General features: G+C 55.1%; 16 protein-coding genes and 4 pseudogenes. 10 read left to right on the top strand and 10 right to left on the bottom strand.

The window, feature by feature from the left end:
* Positions 1–1,017 carry a ParB N-terminal domain-containing protein gene (locus GS620_RS20330; RefSeq protein ID WP_171364599.1) on the bottom strand — a complete coding sequence of 339 codons (1,017 nt, stop codon included), beginning with the start codon at positions 1,015–1,017 and terminating at the stop codon, positions 1–3.
* Between the two features lie 77 nt (positions 1,018–1,094).
* Positions 1,095–2,507 (bottom strand): AAA family ATPase, encoded by a 1,413-nt coding sequence (locus GS620_RS20325; protein WP_253284005.1) that lies wholly within the window; start codon positions 2,505–2,507, stop codon positions 1,095–1,097.
* Positions 2,508–2,908: 401 nt separating this feature from the next.
* On the opposite strand from GS620_RS20325, the gene GS620_RS20320 reads away from it, so the two are divergent.
* Entirely contained in the window at positions 2,909–3,916 is a 1,008-nt protein-coding gene (locus GS620_RS20320) for a replication initiator protein A (protein ID WP_171617553.1), read from the top strand.
* Between the two features lie 4 nt (positions 3,917–3,920).
* Here GS620_RS20320 and GS620_RS20315 read toward each other — a convergent pair whose 3' ends face one another.
* From GS620_RS20315 to GS620_RS20305, 3 genes are all read right to left on the bottom strand, one after another.
* The gene (locus GS620_RS20315) at positions 3,921–4,133 is read right to left on the bottom strand and encodes a hypothetical protein (protein WP_171172364.1); all 213 of its coding nucleotides are present in this window, start codon (positions 4,131–4,133) and stop codon (positions 3,921–3,923) included.
* Positions 4,134–4,604: 471 nt separating this feature from the next.
* Positions 4,605–5,660 carry a tyrosine-type recombinase/integrase gene (locus GS620_RS20310; protein ID WP_171617552.1) on the bottom strand — a complete coding sequence of 352 codons (1,056 nt, stop codon included), beginning with the start codon at positions 5,658–5,660 and terminating at the stop codon, positions 4,605–4,607.
* Positions 5,661–5,949: 289 nt separating this feature from the next.
* Entirely contained in the window at positions 5,950–7,740 is a 1,791-nt protein-coding gene (locus GS620_RS20305) for a radical SAM protein (protein WP_171617551.1), read from the bottom strand.
* A gap of 334 nt (positions 7,741–8,074) precedes the next feature.
* Between GS620_RS20305 and GS620_RS20300 the strand changes: the two genes are divergently transcribed.
* Both GS620_RS20300 and GS620_RS22130 read left to right on the top strand, forming a co-directional pair.
* Positions 8,075–8,757 (top strand): IS6 family transposase gene (locus GS620_RS20300; protein ID WP_253284009.1). Its coding sequence is split into 2 segments (ribosomal slippage): positions 8,075–8,479 and positions 8,482–8,757, totalling 681 coding nucleotides; the frame shifts between segments, so codons are not numbered across the junction.
* A 110-nt stretch (positions 8,758–8,867) separates the two neighbouring features.
* Positions 8,868–9,029, top strand: a pseudogene (locus tag GS620_RS22130) (IS6 family transposase); the annotation flags it as partial.
* A 74-nt stretch (positions 9,030–9,103) separates the two neighbouring features.
* On the opposite strand, the pseudogene GS620_RS20295 reads toward GS620_RS22130, so the two are convergent.
* Positions 9,104–9,282 (bottom strand): annotated as a pseudogene (locus GS620_RS20295) (transposase); the annotation flags it as partial.
* 307 nt (positions 9,283–9,589) lie between these two features.
* Here GS620_RS20295 and GS620_RS20290 point away from each other — a divergent pair.
* The 4 genes from GS620_RS20290 to GS620_RS20275 are packed head-to-tail and all read left to right on the top strand — an operon-like array spanning position 9,590 to position 13,953.
* Positions 9,590–9,970 carry a hypothetical protein gene (locus GS620_RS20290; RefSeq protein ID WP_171230528.1) on the top strand — a complete coding sequence of 127 codons (381 nt, stop codon included), beginning with the start codon at positions 9,590–9,592 and terminating at the stop codon, positions 9,968–9,970.
* The gene (locus tag GS620_RS20285) at positions 9,967–12,018 is read left to right on the top strand and encodes a glycosyltransferase (RefSeq protein WP_171233793.1); all 2,052 of its coding nucleotides are present in this window, start codon (positions 9,967–9,969) and stop codon (positions 12,016–12,018) included. Before GS620_RS20290 ends, GS620_RS20285 begins: the two co-directional genes overlap by 4 nt.
* Before the next feature lie 17 nt (positions 12,019–12,035).
* A complete protein-coding gene (locus GS620_RS20280) occupies positions 12,036–12,842 on the top strand; it encodes a methyltransferase domain-containing protein (RefSeq protein ID WP_171617550.1) in 807 nt (268 codons plus the stop codon).
* A 34-nt stretch (positions 12,843–12,876) separates the two neighbouring features.
* Positions 12,877–13,953: an FkbM family methyltransferase gene (locus GS620_RS20275; RefSeq protein ID WP_171230531.1), complete on the top strand. Its 1,077-nt coding sequence runs from the start codon at positions 12,877–12,879 to the stop codon at positions 13,951–13,953.
* Positions 13,954–13,956: 3 nt separating this feature from the next.
* Here the strand turns inward: GS620_RS20275 and GS620_RS22225 are convergent, their stop codons facing one another.
* Entirely contained in the window at positions 13,957–14,904 is a 948-nt protein-coding gene (locus tag GS620_RS22225; RefSeq protein WP_171230532.1) for a class I SAM-dependent methyltransferase, read from the bottom strand.
* 398 nt (positions 14,905–15,302) lie between these two features.
* Between GS620_RS22225 and GS620_RS20265 the strand changes: the two genes are divergently transcribed.
* From GS620_RS20265 to GS620_RS20255, 3 genes are all read left to right on the top strand, one after another.
* A complete protein-coding gene (locus tag GS620_RS20265; RefSeq protein WP_171233792.1) occupies positions 15,303–16,028 on the top strand; it encodes a hypothetical protein in 726 nt (241 codons plus the stop codon).
* Positions 16,029–16,213: 185 nt separating this feature from the next.
* Complete coding sequence (locus tag GS620_RS22330) at positions 16,214–16,534, top strand: dTDP-4-dehydrorhamnose 3,5-epimerase family protein (protein WP_171233791.1); 321 nt, start codon at positions 16,214–16,216, stop codon at positions 16,532–16,534.
* Between the two features lie 166 nt (positions 16,535–16,700).
* The gene (locus tag GS620_RS20255) at positions 16,701–18,440 is read left to right on the top strand and encodes an FkbM family methyltransferase (RefSeq protein WP_171233790.1); all 1,740 of its coding nucleotides are present in this window, start codon (positions 16,701–16,703) and stop codon (positions 18,438–18,440) included.
* Between the two features lie 60 nt (positions 18,441–18,500).
* On the opposite strand, the pseudogene GS620_RS20250 reads toward GS620_RS20255, so the two are convergent.
* The 3 genes and pseudogenes from GS620_RS20250 to GS620_RS20240 all read right to left on the bottom strand — a co-directional run.
* A pseudogene (locus GS620_RS20250) lies at positions 18,501–18,951 on the bottom strand (IS5 family transposase); the annotation flags it as partial.
* 164 nt (positions 18,952–19,115) lie between these two features.
* Positions 19,116–20,582, bottom strand: coding sequence for a glycosyltransferase family 1 protein (locus GS620_RS20245; RefSeq protein ID WP_171230535.1), 1,467 nt, complete (start codon positions 20,580–20,582; stop codon positions 19,116–19,118).
* 64 nt (positions 20,583–20,646) lie between these two features.
* Positions 20,647–20,730 (bottom strand): annotated as a pseudogene (locus tag GS620_RS20240) (sugar phosphate nucleotidyltransferase); the annotation flags it as partial.
* Positions 20,731–20,779: the final 49 nt, after the last annotated feature.

Genomic DNA, 20,779 nt, shown 5'->3' with positions numbered 1-20,779 from the left:
TCATGTGCCGCGCGCGTGCAGCCAGGCTTTCAGCTCCGCAAGAAATGTCTCGGACATTCCCTCGCCGGACAGGGTGACCTGTGCACCGTTTCGACTCTGTTTCAACTGAATGCCGCCGAATGTCTCTTTCAGGGGGGTCTTGGCAGCAGGTGGGTTTCCCCCACTCGCCCCCAGGCCGTTCACTGCACGGGTCAGAGCTGAAATCTCGGCTTCCACGCTCTGAGGCGCGGCCTTCCGCAGAGCGGTGGTGATCAAGGAAGCTGCTTTTGCCTCCTCTTTCAGAACCTTGGCAATCGACAGCCCCAACCGTTCAGGAATAGCTGACGCAAAGCGCAGATGGTCATCCAGGGCGTGATAGATCGCGATGAACGAGCCGATCTTGGATCGCTTCGCCCGGCTGGCCGAGGCGAACAGCCCGCGCAGGGCCGCAGACTCATCCGGGTAAACGCCCTGCTCTGCCGCGCGCGCCACGATTCGGGCGCGCTCGTAATAGCTCAGCCCGACGCGGATTTCATTTTCCTCGACCATGGCCACATAGGCATCAGATGCGCTCTGCGGCTGCCTGAGGAACGCACGCACGGTCTCAAAGCGGGCCTCGCCTGTCTCCTGCGCCAAAGCCCGCAGCGCTGTCAGGCGCCGCCAGCCCGAGATCAACCCGTAACGCCCGCCCTCCAGCTCCACGACCTCGATCGGGGTTTGCTGGCCACGGGCCTTCAGGCTTTCCTTCAGCGCCTCCATATCCGCGTCATCGGCCGCCATGCGATCACGCACCAGATAGGTTTCCTCGATGGCGTCCAGCGGCAGATCCTGCACCAAGCGCCCTTCGGCCCGCGCGGCACGCAATTCTCCGGACAGCTCTTCCAGCGCCGCCTGAGCCGCCGTGGCCCCGGCCACCTGCGCAACCGGCGGCGTGGTCCGGGGGGCGTCTGTGGGGAACATCGGGTTCACCCCGGGGGCAGGGCGGTTGTCTTCCAGATAATCCGGCCGGGCAGGGGTCAGTCGTTTGCGTTTTGCCATTGGTTTCTCCTTTTCCTGCGCGGATCAGACTCGGTTTCGGGACGTGACAGGCGTGTTTCGCGCGCGAAACATCGCGCTCAGAGCGACAATTCCGGTGTTCCCGCCTCTTCGGCCTGCCGGGCCCGTTCTTCGCCCCGCCAGACGCCGATCAGCAGCTTCTTGAACGAAGCATAGGTGGCATCAAAGGTTTCCCGCCCGCGCGCATAGGTCTCGCGGTTGAAATCGCGGTAATCGGCCTCGTAGATACCGTTGACCTGTTCCCCCGCCTGACCGATCAGCGCCGTGTAGCCCTGCCAGTGCGGCGACAGGGTCCGGCCCAGATAGGCCTGCATCAGCCCGGCCAGCTCCGCCTGCTGGCTGCCATCATAGCGGGTGATGATCGTGCGCACCGCATCCCACTGAAACGCCATCTCGGGCCGCCCCAGGGCGCGGGCGGCCATGTTCTCGCCATCCTCGATGGACTGGAAGGTGGAATGCAGCATGTCAAAGAAGCGCCCCGTGGAGTCGAACTCCAGGAACGAGGCCCCCATGGGCACCAGAAGGATATCCGAAGCCGCCAGCCCGTTGATCGTCAGATAGCCAAGGGCAGGGGGGGTATCGATGAAAATGATATCATAATCGTCCAGCACCCCATCTTCGTCCAGCGTATCCGTCAGCGCATCCCACAGCTTCCAGCTGCGGCCCTGCATCCGCCAGACCGGGATCTGGAATTCCGCCCAATAGAGGTTCAGCTGCGCTCCGATCAGATCGATATTCGGCCAGTGAGTGGTTTGGATCAGATCGCGGCTGCGGGTCTTCAGCGCCTCGGACAGGGTATCATCGATCGGATGCGGGGCCTCACCCCGGTCAAGACGCCCCTGATTGTCGCGGCGCAGATGGGTGGCGTAGTGGCGGGCGAGCAAGGGGAACACCGTCTGCCATTCATCGCTGACTTTGCCGCCAAAGATCGACGTCATCGAACCCTGGCTGTCCAGGTCGATGACCAGTACCTTGTAACCGTCCAGAGCCGCCGACATGGCCAGATGCGCGCAGGTCGAGGTTTTGCCAACACCGCCCTTGAAATTGGCCACGGACACGATCTTGGCGGGCAGACCCTCGGGGCGGTAGGGGCGGTATTCTTTTGCCTTGGATCCTTCCGAGGCGAAATGCGCTCGCAGCCGCAGAACCTCATCCAGCGTAAACCACTTGGCACCGCCTTCGGTTTCGGACTGCCCTTGGGGCAAATCCGGATTGCCTTTCAGGACCCGGCGAAAATGAGCGGGCGCGACAGGGATCAGATATTTGGTGATTTCCCAGGTCGAAAACAGGCGCAGCTTTTTCTGACCGTTTTCTTCCAGCCCCCGGTTCGCCAGGTCGCTACGCCCCCGCGCACAGGCATCCGCGATTTGCGAGAACTCATGTGTTCCGGTTGGGTCGCCCAGTTCAGCATAGGCCAGATCCGGGTCGATATTGAAATACGGGGGAAGCCCCTCGGACGTTGCTGCTCGCATTGAAATACTGCCCATGTGCTATGTTTTTGCCAATATACCACAAAAGGAAGCATGTGAAAGCATTATGAGCACAAAACCGGATTTTCTAAGCAAAATTAAAGGGTAGAAAGCCTTCGAGACGTTGCTTTTGGGCGTATAGCAAAAAAATGTTCAGTTAGAATCCTGTTATTTTAATAGTTACGGCTGAATTTGAATTCTACTAAGTATAAGAAAAAAAAGCGGTTTTTGTATTTCTTGTGGATCATACTGAATCTGATCCCACGATAGGGTGACTCTGATCCCACGTTGCAGTGACTCTGAACCCACGTTCCGGCGGCTTTACGCATCCTGTGGATAACTCTACGGTGAGCGTCAATAAAACCACGAACAAAGATTCGGGCAGGACATATGGGCAGGGCAGTATGAGCGGGTCAGGGGCGTTGTTGCCTGACCGGCACCCGACGGGCGATTTTTTTGTATGCGATATCTTCGATGCGCTGCCCAAGACAGATATGGGTTCGATGGAGCATCCTATGTTTTCGCTCTCGACCCGGCCGGACCGGCGCATCCTCAATTACGAACATAACGGGGTCGAGATCACGGTGACGCCTTCGGTGCGCGGTCTGGCGACGATCCACGACAAGGACATCCTGATCTTTTGCATCAGCCAGCTGATGGCGGCGATCAATGCGGGCCGTACGGTCAGCCGGGTGTTGCATCTGAAGGCGCATGATCTGCTGGTGGCCACCAACCGCGAAACCAGCGGTGACGGTTACAAGCGTCTGCGCGAAGCGTTCGAGCGGCTGGCCGGCACAAGGATCACCACCAACATTGTGACGGGTGAAACGGAAACCACCACCGGGTTCGGCCTGATCGAGAGCTGGGAAATCGTGCGTCACACAAGGGCGGGGCGGATGGCCAGCGTCAGCGTGAAGCTGTCGGACTGGCTGTTCCGTGCGGTGCTGGCGAAATCGGTGCTGACCCTCAGCCGCGATTACTTCCGCCTGCGCAAACCGCTCGAGCGGCGGATCTATGAGCTGGCGCGCAAACATTGCGGGCGTCAGCCCGAGTGGCGGATCTCGGTCGAGGTGCTGTTGAAAAAGTCCGGCTCGGCCTCACCCCGGCGGGTGTTCCGCAAGATGATCCGTGACATGATCGCAGCCGACCACCTGCCCGATTATGAGATGACCGAAGAGCCGGGCGACCTGATCCGGTTCTCGCGCCGGGGTCAGGTGGTCGAGGGGCCGGACAAGCCGATCCTGCCGCCGCAAGCGCTGGAGGAGGCCAGGGCGATGGCGCCGGGCCGCGATGTCTATGCGCTGGAGGCGGATTGGCTGGCCTATTGGGCCGCGTCAGGTCGCCCACAGATCAGAAACCCGCAGCGGGCGTTTCTGGGCTATGTGGCCAAAAGGGTCGCCGAACGGGACTAGGCGCTTAGCTGGAATAGGCGGGGTTTTGTTTCTGCACGCGTGTCTTCACGATTTTGACAGCGCCGATAACAATGAGGGCTGCAATGATGAACAGCCAGCCGAAGAGGATGTAGCTGCCCAGAGCCATCAGGATGGACGCACCGGAAATCAAAGCAAACCCGCCGGCGCACAGGCCAACTAGAATGGCTATCCCGATAATTCCAATCATCTTCTCCAAGTCCTCCGGCTATGGTCTTGGTCTGGTCAAACCCAAGTGGGCGCCGTCATGCCATTGAGCAGATGCCCAAAATGATTCCGCGATGAAATCATGGCAAAACTTTGAACCACCAGAGGTTAAAATTTGGTTATTTTTACCGGAAGGAGCATTGCTCCACTACTCGTGCGACACAGCGTGTTTTTTTGTTGAGACATGAACATGTCTTGCTTTTCTGATGTGTAACTTATGAGGGACAGCCATTTATGGCAATGGAGGTTCCTCAAGACGTGCAAAGGTCCGCCTATCTCGATTTGATTTCAGAATGCAGCCGGTATCGCCCACGGCAATTTTGACCGGCGCCGCCAATTCTTCCGTGCTTTTCCGGTGACTTCACTCAAAAGCAAGCAAACGCCCGGGATACGCAATCAGGGTGCCGGAAGGAGAGGGGCGCGAACAGTGCTTCGACCCATGCCGCCAGAAGGGCGTTTGGATCTACCCCAGCAAATCCGTCGCCGGGTTTTCGGCGATATCGACGTCGTCATAGTATTTCTGCGCCTGCGCCACGGAGCGGTGCAGCGACAGCCGCATGGCGGCCTGGATCGGCGCACCGTCCAGCGCGGCCTGGGTCAGAAAGCCAGACCGCAATCCATGCGGCGAGGCGAAATCCTCGGGCAATCCGGCCAGCCTGAGTCGATGCTTTATGATCTGATAGATCGCATCCGGGGTCAGGCGGCGTTTCAGCACCCTGTCCGCCTTGGAGATGGGGCGGAACAGCGGGCCACCTGTAATCTCACCAACCTCGATCCAATGCACCAGCGCCTGGGCGGCGCGGCCTTTCAGGATCAGGCGCGGCGTCTCTCCCTTGGCCGTGGTCTTGGTTTCCAGCAGCGACAGCCAGGCGACGCCGGATGTGTCGAATTCCTTCAGCGACACGTCCTCGCGCATCAACCCGGTGATCTCGGACCGGCGGCGCCCGCCGCTGGCCCAGCCAAGCATCAGGATCGCCCGGTCGCGGCAATCGCGCCGCGACCCGTGGCAGGTGGCCAGCAACTGTTCCAGCACGCCACGGGTGATGGGATGGGCGGATTTCGGGGCAGGGGGGCGGGCGGCCGCCCGGCGCGCCTTGGCCCGGGCCTGCTTGACCCGAGGCGCAACAAACGGGCTGGTCAGGTTCTTCATCCGGTGAAAGGCCAGCCAGGAGGCAATCCGCCGGTCCAGCGTCGACGGCGCCGGGCAGGCCAGCGATTTGCGCAGCCCCTGCGCAATCAGCACCTCCGCGGTTTGACGCGCAATATCCTCATCGGGCGCATCACCCAGATCGCGCGCATGATCAAGGATGAAGGCCAGCGCCGTGGCCTCACTTTCGGGCCAGTCCAGCGCCGCCCCGAAGCGCGCCATTTTCCACGCCGTCACATAGATCAGATCGCGTTCATAAGCGCGCAGGGTGTTGGCGGGGGTGCCGCGGATATAAAGATCACTCAGCGCGTCCTGATCTGCCTGCGATAGGGCAGGGGCGGTGGCGGGGAGATAGGGGGCAGGGGGCTTCATGGCAGCCACTCTGCGCGCATTTCGCGGCAAAATCAAATAAACTTGATAAGGGGTACTTATCAAATGTGAATGAATGATATCCGGATCAGGCAACAAGTGAACAAAACAAGGGGATAATGAGCGTAATATCGGCAGGGCTTCTAGTTTGTTGAGCCCGCTGAAGCAAAAGGATCGTGACTTTGCCCCCTTCCTTCTGCGCCACAGCGTACTCGGCCGCAACCTTCGATCATGCCGGCGCAATTGTTGCACAGCCCGGTTCTGAAACAGTCTGAGCGGATTTGGCGGCCTCTTATCCCGCCTGTTCGACCTGCTCAGGAGTACGGTCTATCTGAGGGGTTCGCATCTCGGTTTCCGGGGTTATGTGCCGGAGCTTGCGCCAGACATCGAAATGCAGAATTCCGCGAAGAACCTGTTGGGCCAGATCGAACCCGTATTTCAACGGTCCCAGCGTCGCCACAAGATCGGCCTGAAAATCAAGCAGGTCGTCGCGGTCGGAAGCATCATATCCCAAAAGCCCCTCATAAAAGAGGCTGCCTTCCAGTGCGACTTTCTCTTCTATCAAGCTGCGGTTGAGCCAGCGCAACCCGCTGGGCACGTCGCGGCATGACATGGTGTCATGCTTCCAGTAAGGCGCAGAGGACAGATGATCGAGCTGTGTGACAAGCCCGAAACGTCGCCGTTGATCGGGTTGCAGTACGGGCATGGACACCATGCGGGTGTTGAAGCCTCCGCCAAAGAACAGGTCCGGGGGCGCTTCTTTCAAACGTTTCAGTGTTTCGCGCAGGCTGGCTTTTGTCTCGCCCGGGAAACCGACAATCAATGTAATGGCCGTTGTCAGCCCCGCTTCGCGGCAATTGATCAGCGCCTGAACATTGTGCCCGACATCGGATTTCTTGTTCATGTTGTCCAAAACGCCCTGATCGCCGGTCTCGTATCCGATATGCACCAGCTGGCAGCCTGCCGCTTTCATCAGCGCTGCGGTGCCCGGTTTGGCAAGATCACCCGCGCGCGCATAGCAGGTCCAGCCGACCGGACTGCCTGCTTCGATCAACAGCTCGCACAGTTCTTTGAGGCGCTTGGGCGGGATGGTGAACAGGCTGTCCATGCAATTGATGATCTTTGCTCCTCCCTTGGCGTAGATCATCCAGTCGTCGAAAATCTTGCGGGCGGATTTGACCCGGAACATGGTGTCTTCGAACAGGAAGGGGAAATTGCAGAAAGAACACCGATAGGGGCAGCCGCGGACGGATTCATAATTGATCATCTCGAAACTGCGGCCGTGATATGCCTCGGCCAGTTTCCAGTCCGGAGTGGGCAGCCAGTCGAGGCTTTTTCCGGATGGGCTGCCGCTGTAGACCAGCGTATTTCCCAGACGTTCCACGACGCGACCGTTTTCAGGGGGTTCAATGTCGCGATAGCCGCTTTTGATCCAGCGTGCCAATACGGGAACAAGCATTTCCCCATAGCCGATGGCGACAAGATCGGCACCCGGAACATGTGTCCAGTCATCATGCAAAAGTGAAACCAGGGCACCCCCGACAACAACCTTGTTATGCGGTTGTTTCAGCATCTTAACCAGCGGTATGAGCTCGCTCATATCTCGCATCAATGTGCTTGAAACAAAGACGCATTTGCATTCACCCAGAAGTCGGTTGCGTGTTTCGGCATCAGCAAGCCCGGCGAAAGTGGTCGCTTCAAAAGCAATCCCTTCCTTGCGCAGATCGCCTGCAAGCACGACTTCGGTCAGTTCAGGCGCGCTGACATAGGATTGAGATGAAAAATACCGCTCGACTGCGGCGCGGTAAGGCGCCCGCCGGAATTTCGGCCGCCGCTTGAAAAGTGTGCGGGCCAACAGCATTTCGGCGCTGACCGCCTTCAGCGCCACATCCTGCCAGATGGCCGAGGACGTGCGCATGATGCCCAATTGTCGGCCAAGGGCATCGACGATGGTGCTGTTGCTTTCCACCATGCTGCCGCCAACCGTAGCCCCACCCGTGACGATGAGAACCTTGTCGGTTACGGCTGTTTCAGTGCTTTCAAAATTTTCTTCGCCAGCAGGCTGGCCAATTGCTTCGTACATCCACTCACCCTCCCGACGTATCTTTGTCGAGGATACCTTTGACGTACTGCGCACCTGCCATATGATGGCCATGTTTTAGTATGGCTCAGCCTTGAACAATATCAGATCAGAGGCGCGGAGTCTGTAATCTATTGTGTAAAACCCTTTCCGGTCGCAGGGGCACATGGTGCCCGCATATGCCCGGACAAGGGAGAGTAAGGGGTTTCGTCCATGACGTGTGTTTCGGGGCAGCCGGGGATACATCCGAAGGCTCTGTTGCAAACTTTTGACTGTTGACGCCCATAAGTGCGTCGAGTGAATGGAAATCGAAACATTGAAGTCGAAAGTCTTTTTTATGATCTCTTTCAAAGGCGCGCAGTATCCGAAAGATGTAATCCTCTTCGCTGTGTTCTTCTATGTCCGATACGGTGTGTCATATCGCGATCTAGAAGAGATAATGCATGAGCAAGGCGTTGCAGTGGATCACACGACGCTGAATCACTGGGTGACGCGGTATGCAGGCGCAATCGCTGAAGCGGCGCGTCGTCGAAAGGGACCGTGCGACCGCTCCTGGAGAATGGACGAGACTTACATCAAGGTGAAAGGCAACTGGGTCTATCTCTATCGAGCCGTCGACAAGCACGGCAAGACGCTTGATTTCATGCTTTCCCCGCGACGAAACAAACCCGCGGCCACCATGTTCTTCGCCCGAATGCTGGAGGTCAACGGCCTTCCGAGAAAGATTGTCATTGACAAAAATGTGGAGCTAACACCGCTGGCCTCAAGGCCATCAACAAGATGCTAAAAGGTTTTGGTTGCCCGGTCCCAATTGAAATGGTCAGGCGGAAATACTTGAACAACATCGTGGAACAGGACCATCGTTTCATCAAGAGACGAACCCGCCCGATGCTCGGCTTCAAGTCTTTTGCTTCGGCATCAGCGACTCTGGCGGGTATCGAGGTTGCGCACATGATCCGTAAAGGCCAGTTCACGCCCGGACTCTGCCCGTTTCGTCAATTTTCCGAGTTAGCAATCTGAACTGAAGCGATCGCAGATCTATTTGGCTGACCTAAAACTTTGCAACGAAACCGCACCTTCGCGCGTTTTGATCCAACTGGAGCTTGGCTTGCGACAACGCTTGGGAATGTCTGATGATCAGTTTCAAGGGTATGCACTATCCACGATCTGTGATCCTGTTCGCGGTCTATTTCTACGTCCGTTTTGGGGTCTCGCACCGCGACCTTGTAGAAATCATGGCGGAGAGGGACGTGCAGTTTGATCATGCGACCCTAAGCCGGTGGGTTGTCCGTCGTCAGAGTTTTCCGGACAGCGCAAGCAGTTTCGTAACGGAGGCTCTGGTTCGGTTTTTGTCTGACTTCAGACAGAGCATCTTATGTGGACCGTATTTCTTGGGCACATCTCGCCAGCGCAACCCATTGCGATTGGTAAAGATAATCCTGCTCAAGACCCGCCTATCATCATCCCGAGGCTTGCCGTGCGACTTTGGGAAAAAGGGGTGAGCTTGGCCATCTGCTCATCAGTCAGCCAATAAAGGTCGCCCAAGTCACGGCTCCAAAAACGAGCGGTGCCGGGCTGGTTTCAAAGCCCTACAGGTGGCCAAAGCGATTTTGGATCGGTTTGTACGGCCCGTGTCATGGTCCGGGTTTGGGTTCTACGTTCTGCCGGCGTAAAGGCTTGGAATAGTGTGATTTGCTTGGGGTCTGCTTGGTCTCTTGTCACTTGTATTTTGCAACTTTATAAGAACCCACGTAGTATTTCGGATGCCAAGACAGCGACAGAGTGCTTCGCAGGGATGGTTGTGTAAGGCATGCTGCACGGTGCACAAATCAAGTCCGGACAAGGGGGCAGAATGGAAGAGCTTGCACGGCAGGTCGCGGCGCTGAATGAAAAGGTAGAAGCCCTTCAAAGACAGCATGCCTTTGATATGCGCCAGATGGAAATTGCTTTTCATCAATCAGAAATGCAACTACAACTGCAGATCAGAGAAATCCTGCGGCAAACCGGGATTGTGCGCCCTGTAACTATTCCAAGTCACACATTTATCCGCGACACACTCTGGAAGCGGATCGTTTTCCGCAAAACCGGAAAGCCCAAAAAGCTGTTCAAAGTTGCCTTTTTCAAGTCCAATGGCAAGGCGCGCGGATATGCCAAAAGAATTGTTTTCAAGAAGGACGGTTCTCCTCGTCCACATTTCGTGCCCGAACTTCAGATGCAAGCAAATAAAAAATGAATGCTCTTTGTGCTGCAGATAGCGCGCTTATTTTTTCGGAGACAGAAATGTCAGACGACTCCCCGCAAAACGCTTCTGATTACAGCAGCGACGCCCCTTTGGTTTCGATCATTATTTTGAATCTCAACAAGCCAGACATGACGATCGACTGTCTGAAAAGTATTTGGAAAAACACGACAGGCATCCCGTACGAAGTTATTGTTGTTGACAATGGCAGCTCTCCAGAAAACCAAAAGCGCCTTGCGGCTTATGAAGGGCCGCACAAATTTATTCCGCTTGCGATCAATCGCTTTTTTGGTGAGGGGAACAATATCGGAGCGGAATTTGCCAAAGGCACATACCTGCTCTTTTTGAACAATGATGTCATCGTGACGCCTGATTGGCTACCGCCTCTGGTCGATGTTTTCGACACTCATCCCGATGCGGGATGCGTAGGCCCCAAGTTCATCTATCCAAGCGGTGAATTGCAAGAAGCCGGAGTGCTTCTCGATCCCGAAGGGTTCTCCGTTCAGATTGGTAAGTTCCAGTCCCCTGATCAGCCGCGCTTTAATAGAATGCGGGTTGTCGACTACGTCTCGGCGGCCACTGTTTTGATGCGCAAAGCGGATTTCTACGCCGTTCTGGGTTTCGATTTCCGTTATGAACCTGCCTATTACGAAGACTGTGACCTGTGCCTGAAGATAGGCACTTTGGGGAAAAAGACGTATTACGTCCCTAGGTCAGAGGTCATCCACCATGAAAATGCCACGACAGCTGACAAGAGCCTTAAAGACAAGCTTAAAAATATCGTTGAGGTCAACCAGGCCAAGTTCATTGATCGCTGGCACAACTTTCTGACGACCGGCGTGCATGACGGCAAATCCTATATTGCTCCACTGCTGCCGGCCCGGGTTGCTTCGGCGCGTAAGACAGCGGGAATCTATACGCCCTATAATATTATCCCCGGAGGGGGAGAACGCTACCTGTTCAGCATTATGAAAGTGCTGGCCGCGCAGGGCTATGGTCTGACGCTCATTGTGCCAGAGCTTTACTCCCGGCTTCGTATATCGCTGGTTCTTGATCAACTCGACCTTGATCTGGATGGGATCGACATCATCACGCATACCCAGGCAGAGGCGGGTGCGCAATTTGATCTGTTCTATTGTCTGGGAAATTCGCTTGTTCCGACATCGCGCGCTATGGGGCACATCAATCTGTTTTGCTGTCAATTTCCCTTCAAAACCAACGAAGATCATACCCGGCAGCATTTATCCTTGCTCAAGGACTACGATGCGGTGATCTGTTATTCGGGATTTGTCGAGCAAGAGATCCGCAAACAGTTGCGCCATTTCGAGGCACCCGAGCCTGCCATTCATGTGGTGGCCCCACCGGTCGGGATCGTTGCCGAGGTCGATCCTCAGATGGCAAAATCCGGCATTCTCGGAATTGGCCGTTTCTTTATCGGAGATCATTGCAAACGTCAGGATGAGATGGTCAAGGCCATGAAGGCTCTGTCCGAGCTGGGAGCAGATACAAGCCTTGATCTTGTTGGCTCTTTGCATCCCGAACCGATCCATCGCGACTATCTGGCCAATTGCCGACAGATGGCTCGGGATCTGCCGGTTTCATTCCATATCGACGCCCCTGTTTCTGTCCTGTCGGGGCTTTTGCAGCGCGCGTCGATCTATTGGCATGGGGCGGGTCTTGGTGTTGATGTCAAAAAGTGGCCTGAGCATTGTGAGCATTTCGGCATCAGTGTCGTAGAGGCGATGTCAGCAAGGGTCATCCCGGTCGTGGTCAACAATGGAGGGCCGTCCACGATTGTCGAGGACGGCATATCGGGGTTCCATTATGGCTCCCGGGAAGAGCTTGTGCAGATCACGCGCGCGCTTCTGTCCTATTCGGAGGATAAGTTGACCGAATTGCGTGACAATGCGCAGGCCCGAGCCCAGCTTTATTCTTTTGCGGCTTTTGAAGCACGTTTTGCCGATGTTTTGGTGTCAATGGAAAAGAAAGCATCCCAGCGCTTTGAAACCTCATCCGCACATGCTTCTGTCAGCACGCGCTAGTTACTATCAGGTGCCATATGAAAACGGACTTCTCTCCAGACCACCAAATCTCCTTTGCTTGCAATATCTGTGGTCGGTCTAATACCCAGGCTGCAGGCACCTTTCACCGAGAGGCCCCAAATTGTTCCGGCTGCGGATCCACGCCGCGTTTTCGCGGGATTATTCACGCTCTCAGCCTCGGCCTGATGAAGCAGTCGCTTCCGCTCAAACAGTTTACGTCCGACCCTCATGTGAAAGGGATCGGAATGAGCGAGTGGGAGGGATATGCGCGGGTCCTTTCGGAGAAATTCGACTTCACCAATACGTTCTTTCACCAAGAGCCATTCCTTGATGTGGTTTCACAGACGCATTGGCAAAACTATCAAGGTAGTGATTTCCTGATCTGCACCGAAGTCTTTGAACATGTGCTGCAGCCTTTGGAGCCTGGGTTCACGAACATGCGCAAGATGCTCAAAACGGGCGGCCATCTTGTCTTTTCGACCCCGTTTGGTGATGCGCCAAAGACAATCGAGCACTTCCCGGGCATGGTTGATTTTGCAACATGCCAGATGGGGGAAGACTGGCTGGTTGTCTCAAAAAAGAGCGATGGCAGTTATCAGGTTTATGATGAACATGTTGTTTTCCACGGTGGCCCAGGCACGGTGCTCGAAATGCGGATTTTCGGGCGCGACGAGTTGGTCAAGCAGTTGGAAGAGGCTGGTTTTGAGGTCACCGTGCTGGATGAAGCTGTGCCGGAGATTGGGTACTACTGGCCCAGTATCGTAGATCGACCGGAATTCGGACATATCGGCGAACACTACATTTTGCTCTGCAAAGCTATTTGATTGATAGAATGCGGCGTCACATGAAGGCGGTGATATGACTTTTGTTTCCTATGCTCAGAATTTTGAAGACCTCATTCTTTGGCGCGCCCTCAAGGATGTCGAAAAGGGGTTCTATATTGATCTTGGTGCCGCCTGGCCGAGCTTTCATAGTGTCACATTGGCATTTTATGAACGCGGCTGGAGCGGAATTAATGTGGAGCCCAATCCAAGGCTTTTGAAGGAGCTCAACAAAGAGCGGATTCGTGACACGAACCTTGGCGTTGTGATTGGTGACAGCAAGGGAGAGGCGAGCCTCAACATCTTGAGCAATGCCGGTTTGTCTACGGCATCTGACGAGATTGCTGCCAATCATGTCGAGGCGGGGTTTGAAAAACAAACTGTTGTGGCACCGATGACGACTCTGACCGATCTATGTGACGCCCATATGGGTGATGTGTCCGACATCCATTTCCTGAAAATCGATGTGGAGGGCCATGAGGCCCAGGCCCTTCGTGGCAATGACTGGGGCCGCTTCCGGCCTTGGATCATCTTGATCGAAGCGATGGAGCCAATGTCCCAGGTGACCAATCATCACCTTTGGGAACATCAGTTGACCGAGGCGGATTATCGCTATGTCTATTGCGATGGTTTGAACCGCTATTATTTGGCGGCAGAACATTATGATCGTCTTGTCCCGGCCTTTGCCTATCCGCCGAATTTATTTGACGATTACATGAGTGTGACGCAGCAAACGGCGATGGTCGAGGCAGAGCAGCGCCGCAATCAAATTGCCGAATTGCAGCAACAGATCACCGCCGCAGCTATCCGCGAACGCCAGATGGAAGCGCAGAATGCAGAACTGATGAATGAGCTTTCGGCGCTACGCAAACAGTTGGAGGCCGATGCCGCCTATCAGGCCTCTCGTGGGATGATGGAGGTTGTCTTTTTCAAAGTCAGTGGAGAGCCGAAAAAATTTGTGGCCAACCTGCTTTTTCACTCTTCAGGGCGCATTCGCTCTATCGCCCGCAGAATTGTTCTGGAGCGCAGTGGTCAACCTCGCGCATCTTTCAGAAAGTGGATGCACTCGGCAGCCTATCAAGCGCTCTCTAACGCTTATAGACTGCCGAGATAAAGATCAGATTGGGCGGGCAAGCCATGCTGGCCCCATAAGGCCTGTGGTGTCGGGGACCATTTCACCCTGCAGTTCCGTACGTTTGAGGAGATCAAGAAAGAAGTCTTCACGAAAGCCCAGTTCCAGCCATTTGTTGCATGTGATTGCCCAGACAGCCTCCCCGTCATAGCGCAGCCCCCAAGGGAAAGAAAAACCGTTGGAAATCGGCTCTGCAAAAAAGGCGATAACACCGTTTTCTGTCAACACATTCTCACGGATATGGGTAAGCAGGTCCTGAAATTCGAGGCAGTGGTGAAAACTCGATGAAAACAGCGCCACATCATAGCGTTGTCCGGGGTTGCTCGCCGCTTCGAGGAAATCGGCATGATAAGTGCGCAGGGGCGCGGACAGCGCTTTTGCTTCATTGGCAATGCGTTTCAAAAAAGCTTGGTCGATATCAACTGCACAGACATCCATGCCGGCCCGCGCCATTGGAATGGCCGTATTGCCCCAACCAGCCCCAAATTCTATGATGCTTTTGGCATGAGGAGCGTGCTGTGCGATAACGCGAAACCCTTGGACCGCCTTGCCGATCTCATGCGCCACGACGCCCAGATTGTCTGATGTCCATGGAAAGCCACGGGCAAAAGCCTCATCCGAAAGATGTGAAGACGTCAATTCATTCTGAACATCATAGGGCGTGTCGACGAGTTTTTGATAAAGCTCCGTGACCTCTTGGCGATATGCATCCGAGAAGGGATCATCCGTCTGCATGGTGTAGGCAAAGCTGAATTTCTTCCACAGTGCACTGAGTTCATCAAAATTCTTGGCTGTTTCCAGTTGCTCTTTATAGGCTTGAGCCCGTGTAATGAACTCTGGTGCCTTCGCAGCCTTGGGGGGCAAGGGTTTTGACATGGCCAGTGACTGCGGGGCCGCCCCTGGAGTGTTCTTTTTGGTTTTGAACCAACGCACGGAAGGTATCCTTGTCTCTTTTTAAATGAATAAAGCGGCTTTAGAGCTTTTTGGTTTTGGGGTCACTGCATAAAAGTGGCTATATTGCCTGGCTTGCGCGAACTTTACGGGAACATCCGCGTTTTCAGTCGGATTTCTGGTCTCTGAGAACGTTGTGGCGGCTGGTTTTGCTGATTTTCAGGCGCGCTGCGGCCTCTCGGACGGTCAATCCGCCACTTAAATGAGCTCTGGCCTGCTCCAGCTTTTTTGGGTGTTACGACAGGCTTGCGTTCGCCTTTTCGGGACGTGGGGCTGAGCGGAACGGCATCCCGTCATAAGAGGCTGATAACGGCCTCAAAACTGCCATGCGAAAGTGGGGGTCCCAAAAATCTGTCGTTCCGCATGGTGGGGCAGCATGATTGAAATCATGGGAAAAATCCGTTGCAAAACTCATGCGCGAAACGATCAGTGTTTTGTGTTATGTTTCGCACGGTGCTTTTTTGAGCCGTTCATGCGTTCATTATGCCGCTAAAAGATCGACCGTGCATCTCAATATGCTGATTATAAATGGTTTTTCAAAACTGATGTTGAGGGGTATTTGTGCGGAAATTCTTTATGAGGGCATTTCGTTCCGCTCAGCCCTACGTCCCGTCCCTTACAAGGCTCGGCCCAAAGCGCCCATGGGCAGATCTGTTGAACATGCAGCCAAGACCGGCTGCAAGACTATTGCCATCATGACCAAGAAATCTGTTGCGATTTGTTTCTTCGGCCTGCCCAGAGCGCTAGAGCATCCCGCGCCGAGCATCGCAGAGCATCTGATCGCTCCTCTCAAGGCCAAGTCCGAAGCAGTCTGCCTTGCGCATTTGTATCGCAGCAGCATAGATCCGGCGCAAAACTCAAGCGCCTTGCTGCCGCTTGAAAACTGCTTAACCGACACGCCCGAAGATGTGTTTGCGCGCTGGCCGATGGGCGATATCCTGTCATGCGGAGACTACTGGTATAATAACGGGGCGAGTTTGCGCAATCTTGTCCTGCAACTGCATTCCTTGCACGAAGTGACCGAACTTGCCGTGCGCTCAGGGGCAGAGCATTGCTTCTTTGTGCGTCCGGATTTGCTGTGCCATGACAGCCTCACAGCGCAGTGAGCAGCTGGTGACCTATGCCTTGTGGGTTCAGGGACTGTCCTGGTTACTGCTGAAAATGCGCGCCACAAGGGTCAGGTCGAATGGTCATCATGTTGATGAGGATTTCTCTGTCTGCACCATGCGCAGAATGCGGCAAAAACTGAGGCTGCGCAGCCAATGGCTGTGGCGGGGTATTTGGCCCGGCCGTGACCGCGCGTCGCCTTAAGGTCAGAACCGGCGGCTTTGAATTTCTGAAATGGATTCAGCCCTTCCGGTACGACCATGTCGCAGGATCGCAAAACATAGATCCGCGCCGAAACCAATCCCAGCCAGATCTGCAGAGGTGGCCATTCGCCCCTCAAAGCGATAAGAGCATCTCCGCGCCTGATTGCGACCGCGCGGTGCGCTGGGACGATCCGAACCTGGGAATCGACTGGCCGCTAACGGGTGCACCGGTCCTGAGCGATAAGGACGCTGCCGCCCCGCTGATGGCTGATTTGGATAATCCACTTACCTGGAACGGATAGCACTCACATTCGCCCAACTGGCCGCGCGGAACACTTATTTTCAAAGGAACTTGCTGCATCGCACCTTGACGAGACTTCCGCTGCGTTGGGTTTGCCGGGGGTCTCTATTGACACTCCAAAGCAACTCGGCAAACACAACAGGTAAGCAAATTTCGGGAGTATTCGCATGAAATATCCGCCATCGGTGGCATCTTTTGAGGAGCGCGTTGCCATGGCTTTGCAATGCTCTGATGCAAATGCCATTCCAAAAGTCAGCGATGCTGGTGCCATCTATGAGGATGAAAACGGCAGCAGCATCCAGATCATGCATAATGGGCTGCGTGTGCTATGCGGTGGCTATTACGGAGCGTGGATGAGCAATCTCATCCGCGCGGCGAAAGGACACCACGAACCTCAAGAAGAACGAGTCTTCCACGAGGTTGTCAAAAGACTGCCCGCCTCGGCTCGAATGATAGAGTTGGGCGGATTTTGGGCCTATTACAGCCTGTGGTTCCTCAACCAAAGTCCCGATCGCAAAGCGGTGGTTCTTGAGCCGGAACCGGCACATCTGGCCGTTGGTCAGGCCAATGCCGCTCTCAATGGGCTGACACCCAAATTCCTTTCCGGCTTTGCAGGGCCTCAATTCGCCGAAGACATGCCCTTTTTCGGTGAGGCGAGCGGTGAGATGCGCAGCACCTGCTATTCGGTTGCCCATCTGATGTCCGCAGAAAAATGGGACTATCTCGATCTCTTGCATTGCGACATTCAAGGCCATGAGGTTGCCGTTCTGGAAAGCTGCAAGCTGTTGTTTTCAGAAGGTAAAATCGGATGGGTCTGTGTCTCCACTCATGCCCATCAGATCAGCGGTGACCCCCTGACGCACCAGAAATGCATCGATATCCTGCAAAAATCCGGGGCCCGCATTGTCGCGGAACATGACGTACATGAATCCTTCAGCGGAGACGGGCTGATCGTGGCCTGTTTCGGCAATTTGCCCGATGATTGGGAAACCATAGAGCTCAGCCATAATCGCCATGGCACATCGCTGTTCCGATCTTTGGCCTATGATCTGGATGAGACACAAAAAACGCTGGCGGCACAAAACCGCAATATAAATGCCATGGGCGACTTGCCAGACAGCATGCATGACACTTTGGACCGAACCGGGCTTCTTTTTACCCTGAAAAAAGACGGCCCGTTGGGGGCTGCGGGACAGGGGCTGCTTGTCCCGGATGACAAGACAATGAGCCCGGCCATCATTGCAGATGCGCGTTGGGAATATGAAAACCTCGCTGCCTTTGCTGGGCACCTCAAAGAGGGCCGACGCTATACGCTGCTCGATATTGGCGCTAATATCGGTATGTTCAGCCGGCAAATTCAGGTCCTGTCCGATCAGATTGAGCATGCGCTTTGCGTGGAGCCAGACCATCACAACTTTGCGGCTCTAAAATTCAATCTTGCCCCGTTCTCCGATCGCGTAATGTTTTTCAACGCAGCCCTTGGCCGCGAAGATGGCATAGTGGAATTCTATCGCGACATGCAAAACATCGGGAATTACTCTTTGAATGAGGATGCCATGCGCGCGCGCAGCTTTGAAAAAGTGCGCGTCAGCCAGCATGATACTCAGAAATGGATGGCCGAACATGTAAGTCATAAACAAGCCTTGGCCTGGAAATCGGACACGCAGGGTTTTGACGAAGTTATCATAACACGGACACCCATGGAGATCTGGGAACGGATCGATGTCGCCTTGATCGAGATCTGGCGCATCGAAAAACCAGATTTCGACATGGATGCGCTCCGGGCACGATTTGAAAGTTTTCCCAACCGCCAACTGGGGGATGAAAAAGATATCTCAGTCGATGAAATCATCGAATATCTATCTGGGTCAGATTGGCAATTCAAAGATCTCCTGATGTGGCGCTAGGCTCAGGACTCATAGCCGGTATATGACGAGGGCAGCCAACGAGAGCACGTGCGCCAATTAATCACTGACCTGTCCGGCAGTCACAAAGAGGTTCAGAGGTCGCCCTTGGCTGTCGCAGACGGCGTGCAGCTTTGTGTTTATACCGCCCTGGTGCGACCAATCAGACGGCCACGTCCCCCTTTTCCACCGCAAGGCTGGACGCCGTGCGATGGGCTTTGAGAAATGTTGCGTCGATCATGACCGCCTTCTCCTCACCATGATCAGCGGCCAAACCAATCAGCATCTCGGCAAGGATGCCCTGTTCGTGGCTTCTCTCGGACCGGTGGCATTCAGCCACTCACCTCCACCGCTTCCAACGGTTGTACAGCGTCCTGTGCGGGCCGTAGGCCGAAGGGGCATCGCACCACCGTAAACCATTGCAATCGATGAAGGTAATCCCGCTTAATACACACCGATCATCAACGCGTGGCTTGCCGTGAAACTTCGGAAAGAAGGGCTCAAGACGCGCCATCTGCGCGTCCGTCAGTCAAAAAAGGTCAGACATGTCCACCGCTCGTTTTCGGTGCGATGAATCATGCGGCACGGCAGAAATCAATGGGTCCTGCGCCTAAATCCCGCACTCTCGACGGAACCCTCTGTGCCAAGTTCGAGCAGTGGTACCCCCGGCTTGAAAGCTCAGGAAAATAGGCCTATGGCAGCATGAAGATCGCGGGCGACATCGGCCCAGTCGCGCAGATTAGCAGCGGTGATTTTGGCCTCGAGCGCGGCACGATGATCGTCATCCATCAGACGCTTGACAGCTTCTGCAATGCTGGAAACCTCGGTCGCATCGCAATATTCCACCAGATCCTCTCCGACCTCGGGCAGCGAGGAATTGTTCGCGACCACAGCCGTCTTGCCATAAGCCAGCGCTTCGCCCACCGGCAATCCCCACCCTTCATACAGGCTGGCCATGATGGAGAACTGGCAATGGCTGTAAAGCATGTCGAGCTCTTCGTCAGAGGGCCCGTCAATAACCCGGACGTAGCCGTAGACATTACCGGTTGCTTCCAACAGGTCTTCAAAGTCCTGCCGCAACCAGCCCCGACGTCCGGCAAAGACAAGCTTGGGCAGATTCACATATCCTTGGTCCAACAGGGCCTTCCAGGCCATGGCAATGCGCCAGGCATTCTTGCGCGCCTCTATGGTTCCGACACACAAAACAAAAGGGTTGGCAACAACATGGCGCAAGCTGTCATCCAACGTGATCAATTCTCGTAATCCCGGATAGGCTGCGGTGGCAATATTTGTCGATAGAGGTCCAATCACCTGCTTCTGCAGGCCCATATCGGCCCCCGACGGCAAGGCGGCCTGTGCCAATGGCACTACAGTGGCAGGGGTATCGACACCATGTGCGGAAAAGAAATCTTTCAGATCCCTGAGGGTTGCCTGTGAAATTGCCAGATAATGATCCGTGTATTCCTGAGATCGCAAGAGCCACTGGTAGAAATTGGCCGGACCCATTCCATCACACGTGTGCGGGGCGACAATGGGGATCAGATCATACACCATGGAGTGAACCACAAGCTCTGCCTTGTGGGCTTGCAGAAAAATATCAATCTGTTCCGAGAACCATGCGCTGTCGAGCAGCACCAAATGATCACCTGCGCGCGCGCGCGATGAGAACTCCACCGGGCTAAGGGTCTGCTGTTTTACCTGCTTGCGGCCCTTTCGCGCGTCGCGCCACATCTTGGCGGACATATTGTATTTATGGAAACGCCGATCATGCCCCAAACGAGCCGCCACATCCAACCAAGCCCGCTGAAGATAATACTTCACTGGTTTCGTGCGATATTTTTTCAAAGGGGGCAGGTTGTCACGCCGAGCCACGGACGGGCGAAAGATCCGGCGCATGCTTTCAGGCGAGGCGAATGCTTCAGCTCCGATCTGTGAGAATGGCAAACACAGATAGTGTCCGGATTTTCTGTCTCTCCAGGACAGGTACAGCCGGTCGGCATCCACAAGCCTGGACATTTCAACGATCATGGTCACAACGACCCGCTGGATTCCGGAATACCGGTCGATCTTGCTCACATAGCCGATCAAACTTGATATATCGAAAAAGAACGTGCGCCTATCTTGCCCAGCCGGTATGTCGGACATATCGAGATCTCCCAGTGGCAATCCGCCTGTCCCTCAATGATCAGGTAGTGCTGATTTCAATTCACTGCTCTGGATAGGGTTTCCGGGACAGCGGCCAAAGGCGGGTGCCGGAACCGCCGCAGAGAAGAACAGGAGTGATGGACACGATCAAACAACCTTTGCCAGTAAATAGAGGTTTCTACTCTCAACTTAACACC

Source organism: Ruegeria sp. HKCCD6428 (assembly GCF_013110595.1).
Classification (GTDB): domain Bacteria; phylum Pseudomonadota; class Alphaproteobacteria; order Rhodobacterales; family Rhodobacteraceae; genus Ruegeria.
The sequence above is the reverse complement of the archived record's forward strand: the minus strand, read 5'-3'. Positions and strand labels throughout refer to the sequence as shown.

Coding starts and splice junctions, on each gene's coding strand:
- GS620_RS20330 (WP_171364599.1), bottom strand. CDS start 1,017: ATGGCAAAACGCAAACGACTGACCCCTGCCCGGCCGGATTATCTGGAA.
- GS620_RS20325 (WP_253284005.1), bottom strand. CDS start 2,507: ATGCGAGCAGCAACGTCCGAGGGGCTTCCCCCGTATTTCAATATCGAC.
- GS620_RS20320 (WP_171617553.1), top strand. CDS start 2,909: ATGAGCGGGTCAGGGGCGTTGTTGCCTGACCGGCACCCGACGGGCGAT.
- GS620_RS20310 (WP_171617552.1), bottom strand. CDS start 5,660: ATGAAGCCCCCTGCCCCCTATCTCCCCGCCACCGCCCCTGCCCTATCG.
- GS620_RS20305 (WP_171617551.1), bottom strand. CDS start 7,740: ATGTACGAAGCAATTGGCCAGCCTGCTGGCGAAGAAAATTTTGAAAGC.
- GS620_RS20290 (WP_171230528.1), top strand. CDS start 9,590: ATGGAAGAGCTTGCACGGCAGGTCGCGGCGCTGAATGAAAAGGTAGAA.
- GS620_RS20285 (WP_171233793.1), top strand. CDS start 9,967: ATGAATGCTCTTTGTGCTGCAGATAGCGCGCTTATTTTTTCGGAGACA.
- GS620_RS20280 (WP_171617550.1), top strand. CDS start 12,036: ATGAAAACGGACTTCTCTCCAGACCACCAAATCTCCTTTGCTTGCAAT.
- GS620_RS20275 (WP_171230531.1), top strand. CDS start 12,877: ATGACTTTTGTTTCCTATGCTCAGAATTTTGAAGACCTCATTCTTTGG.
- GS620_RS20255 (WP_171233790.1), top strand. CDS start 16,701: ATGAAATATCCGCCATCGGTGGCATCTTTTGAGGAGCGCGTTGCCATG.
- GS620_RS20245 (WP_171230535.1), bottom strand. CDS start 20,582: ATGTCCGACATACCGGCTGGGCAAGATAGGCGCACGTTCTTTTTCGAT.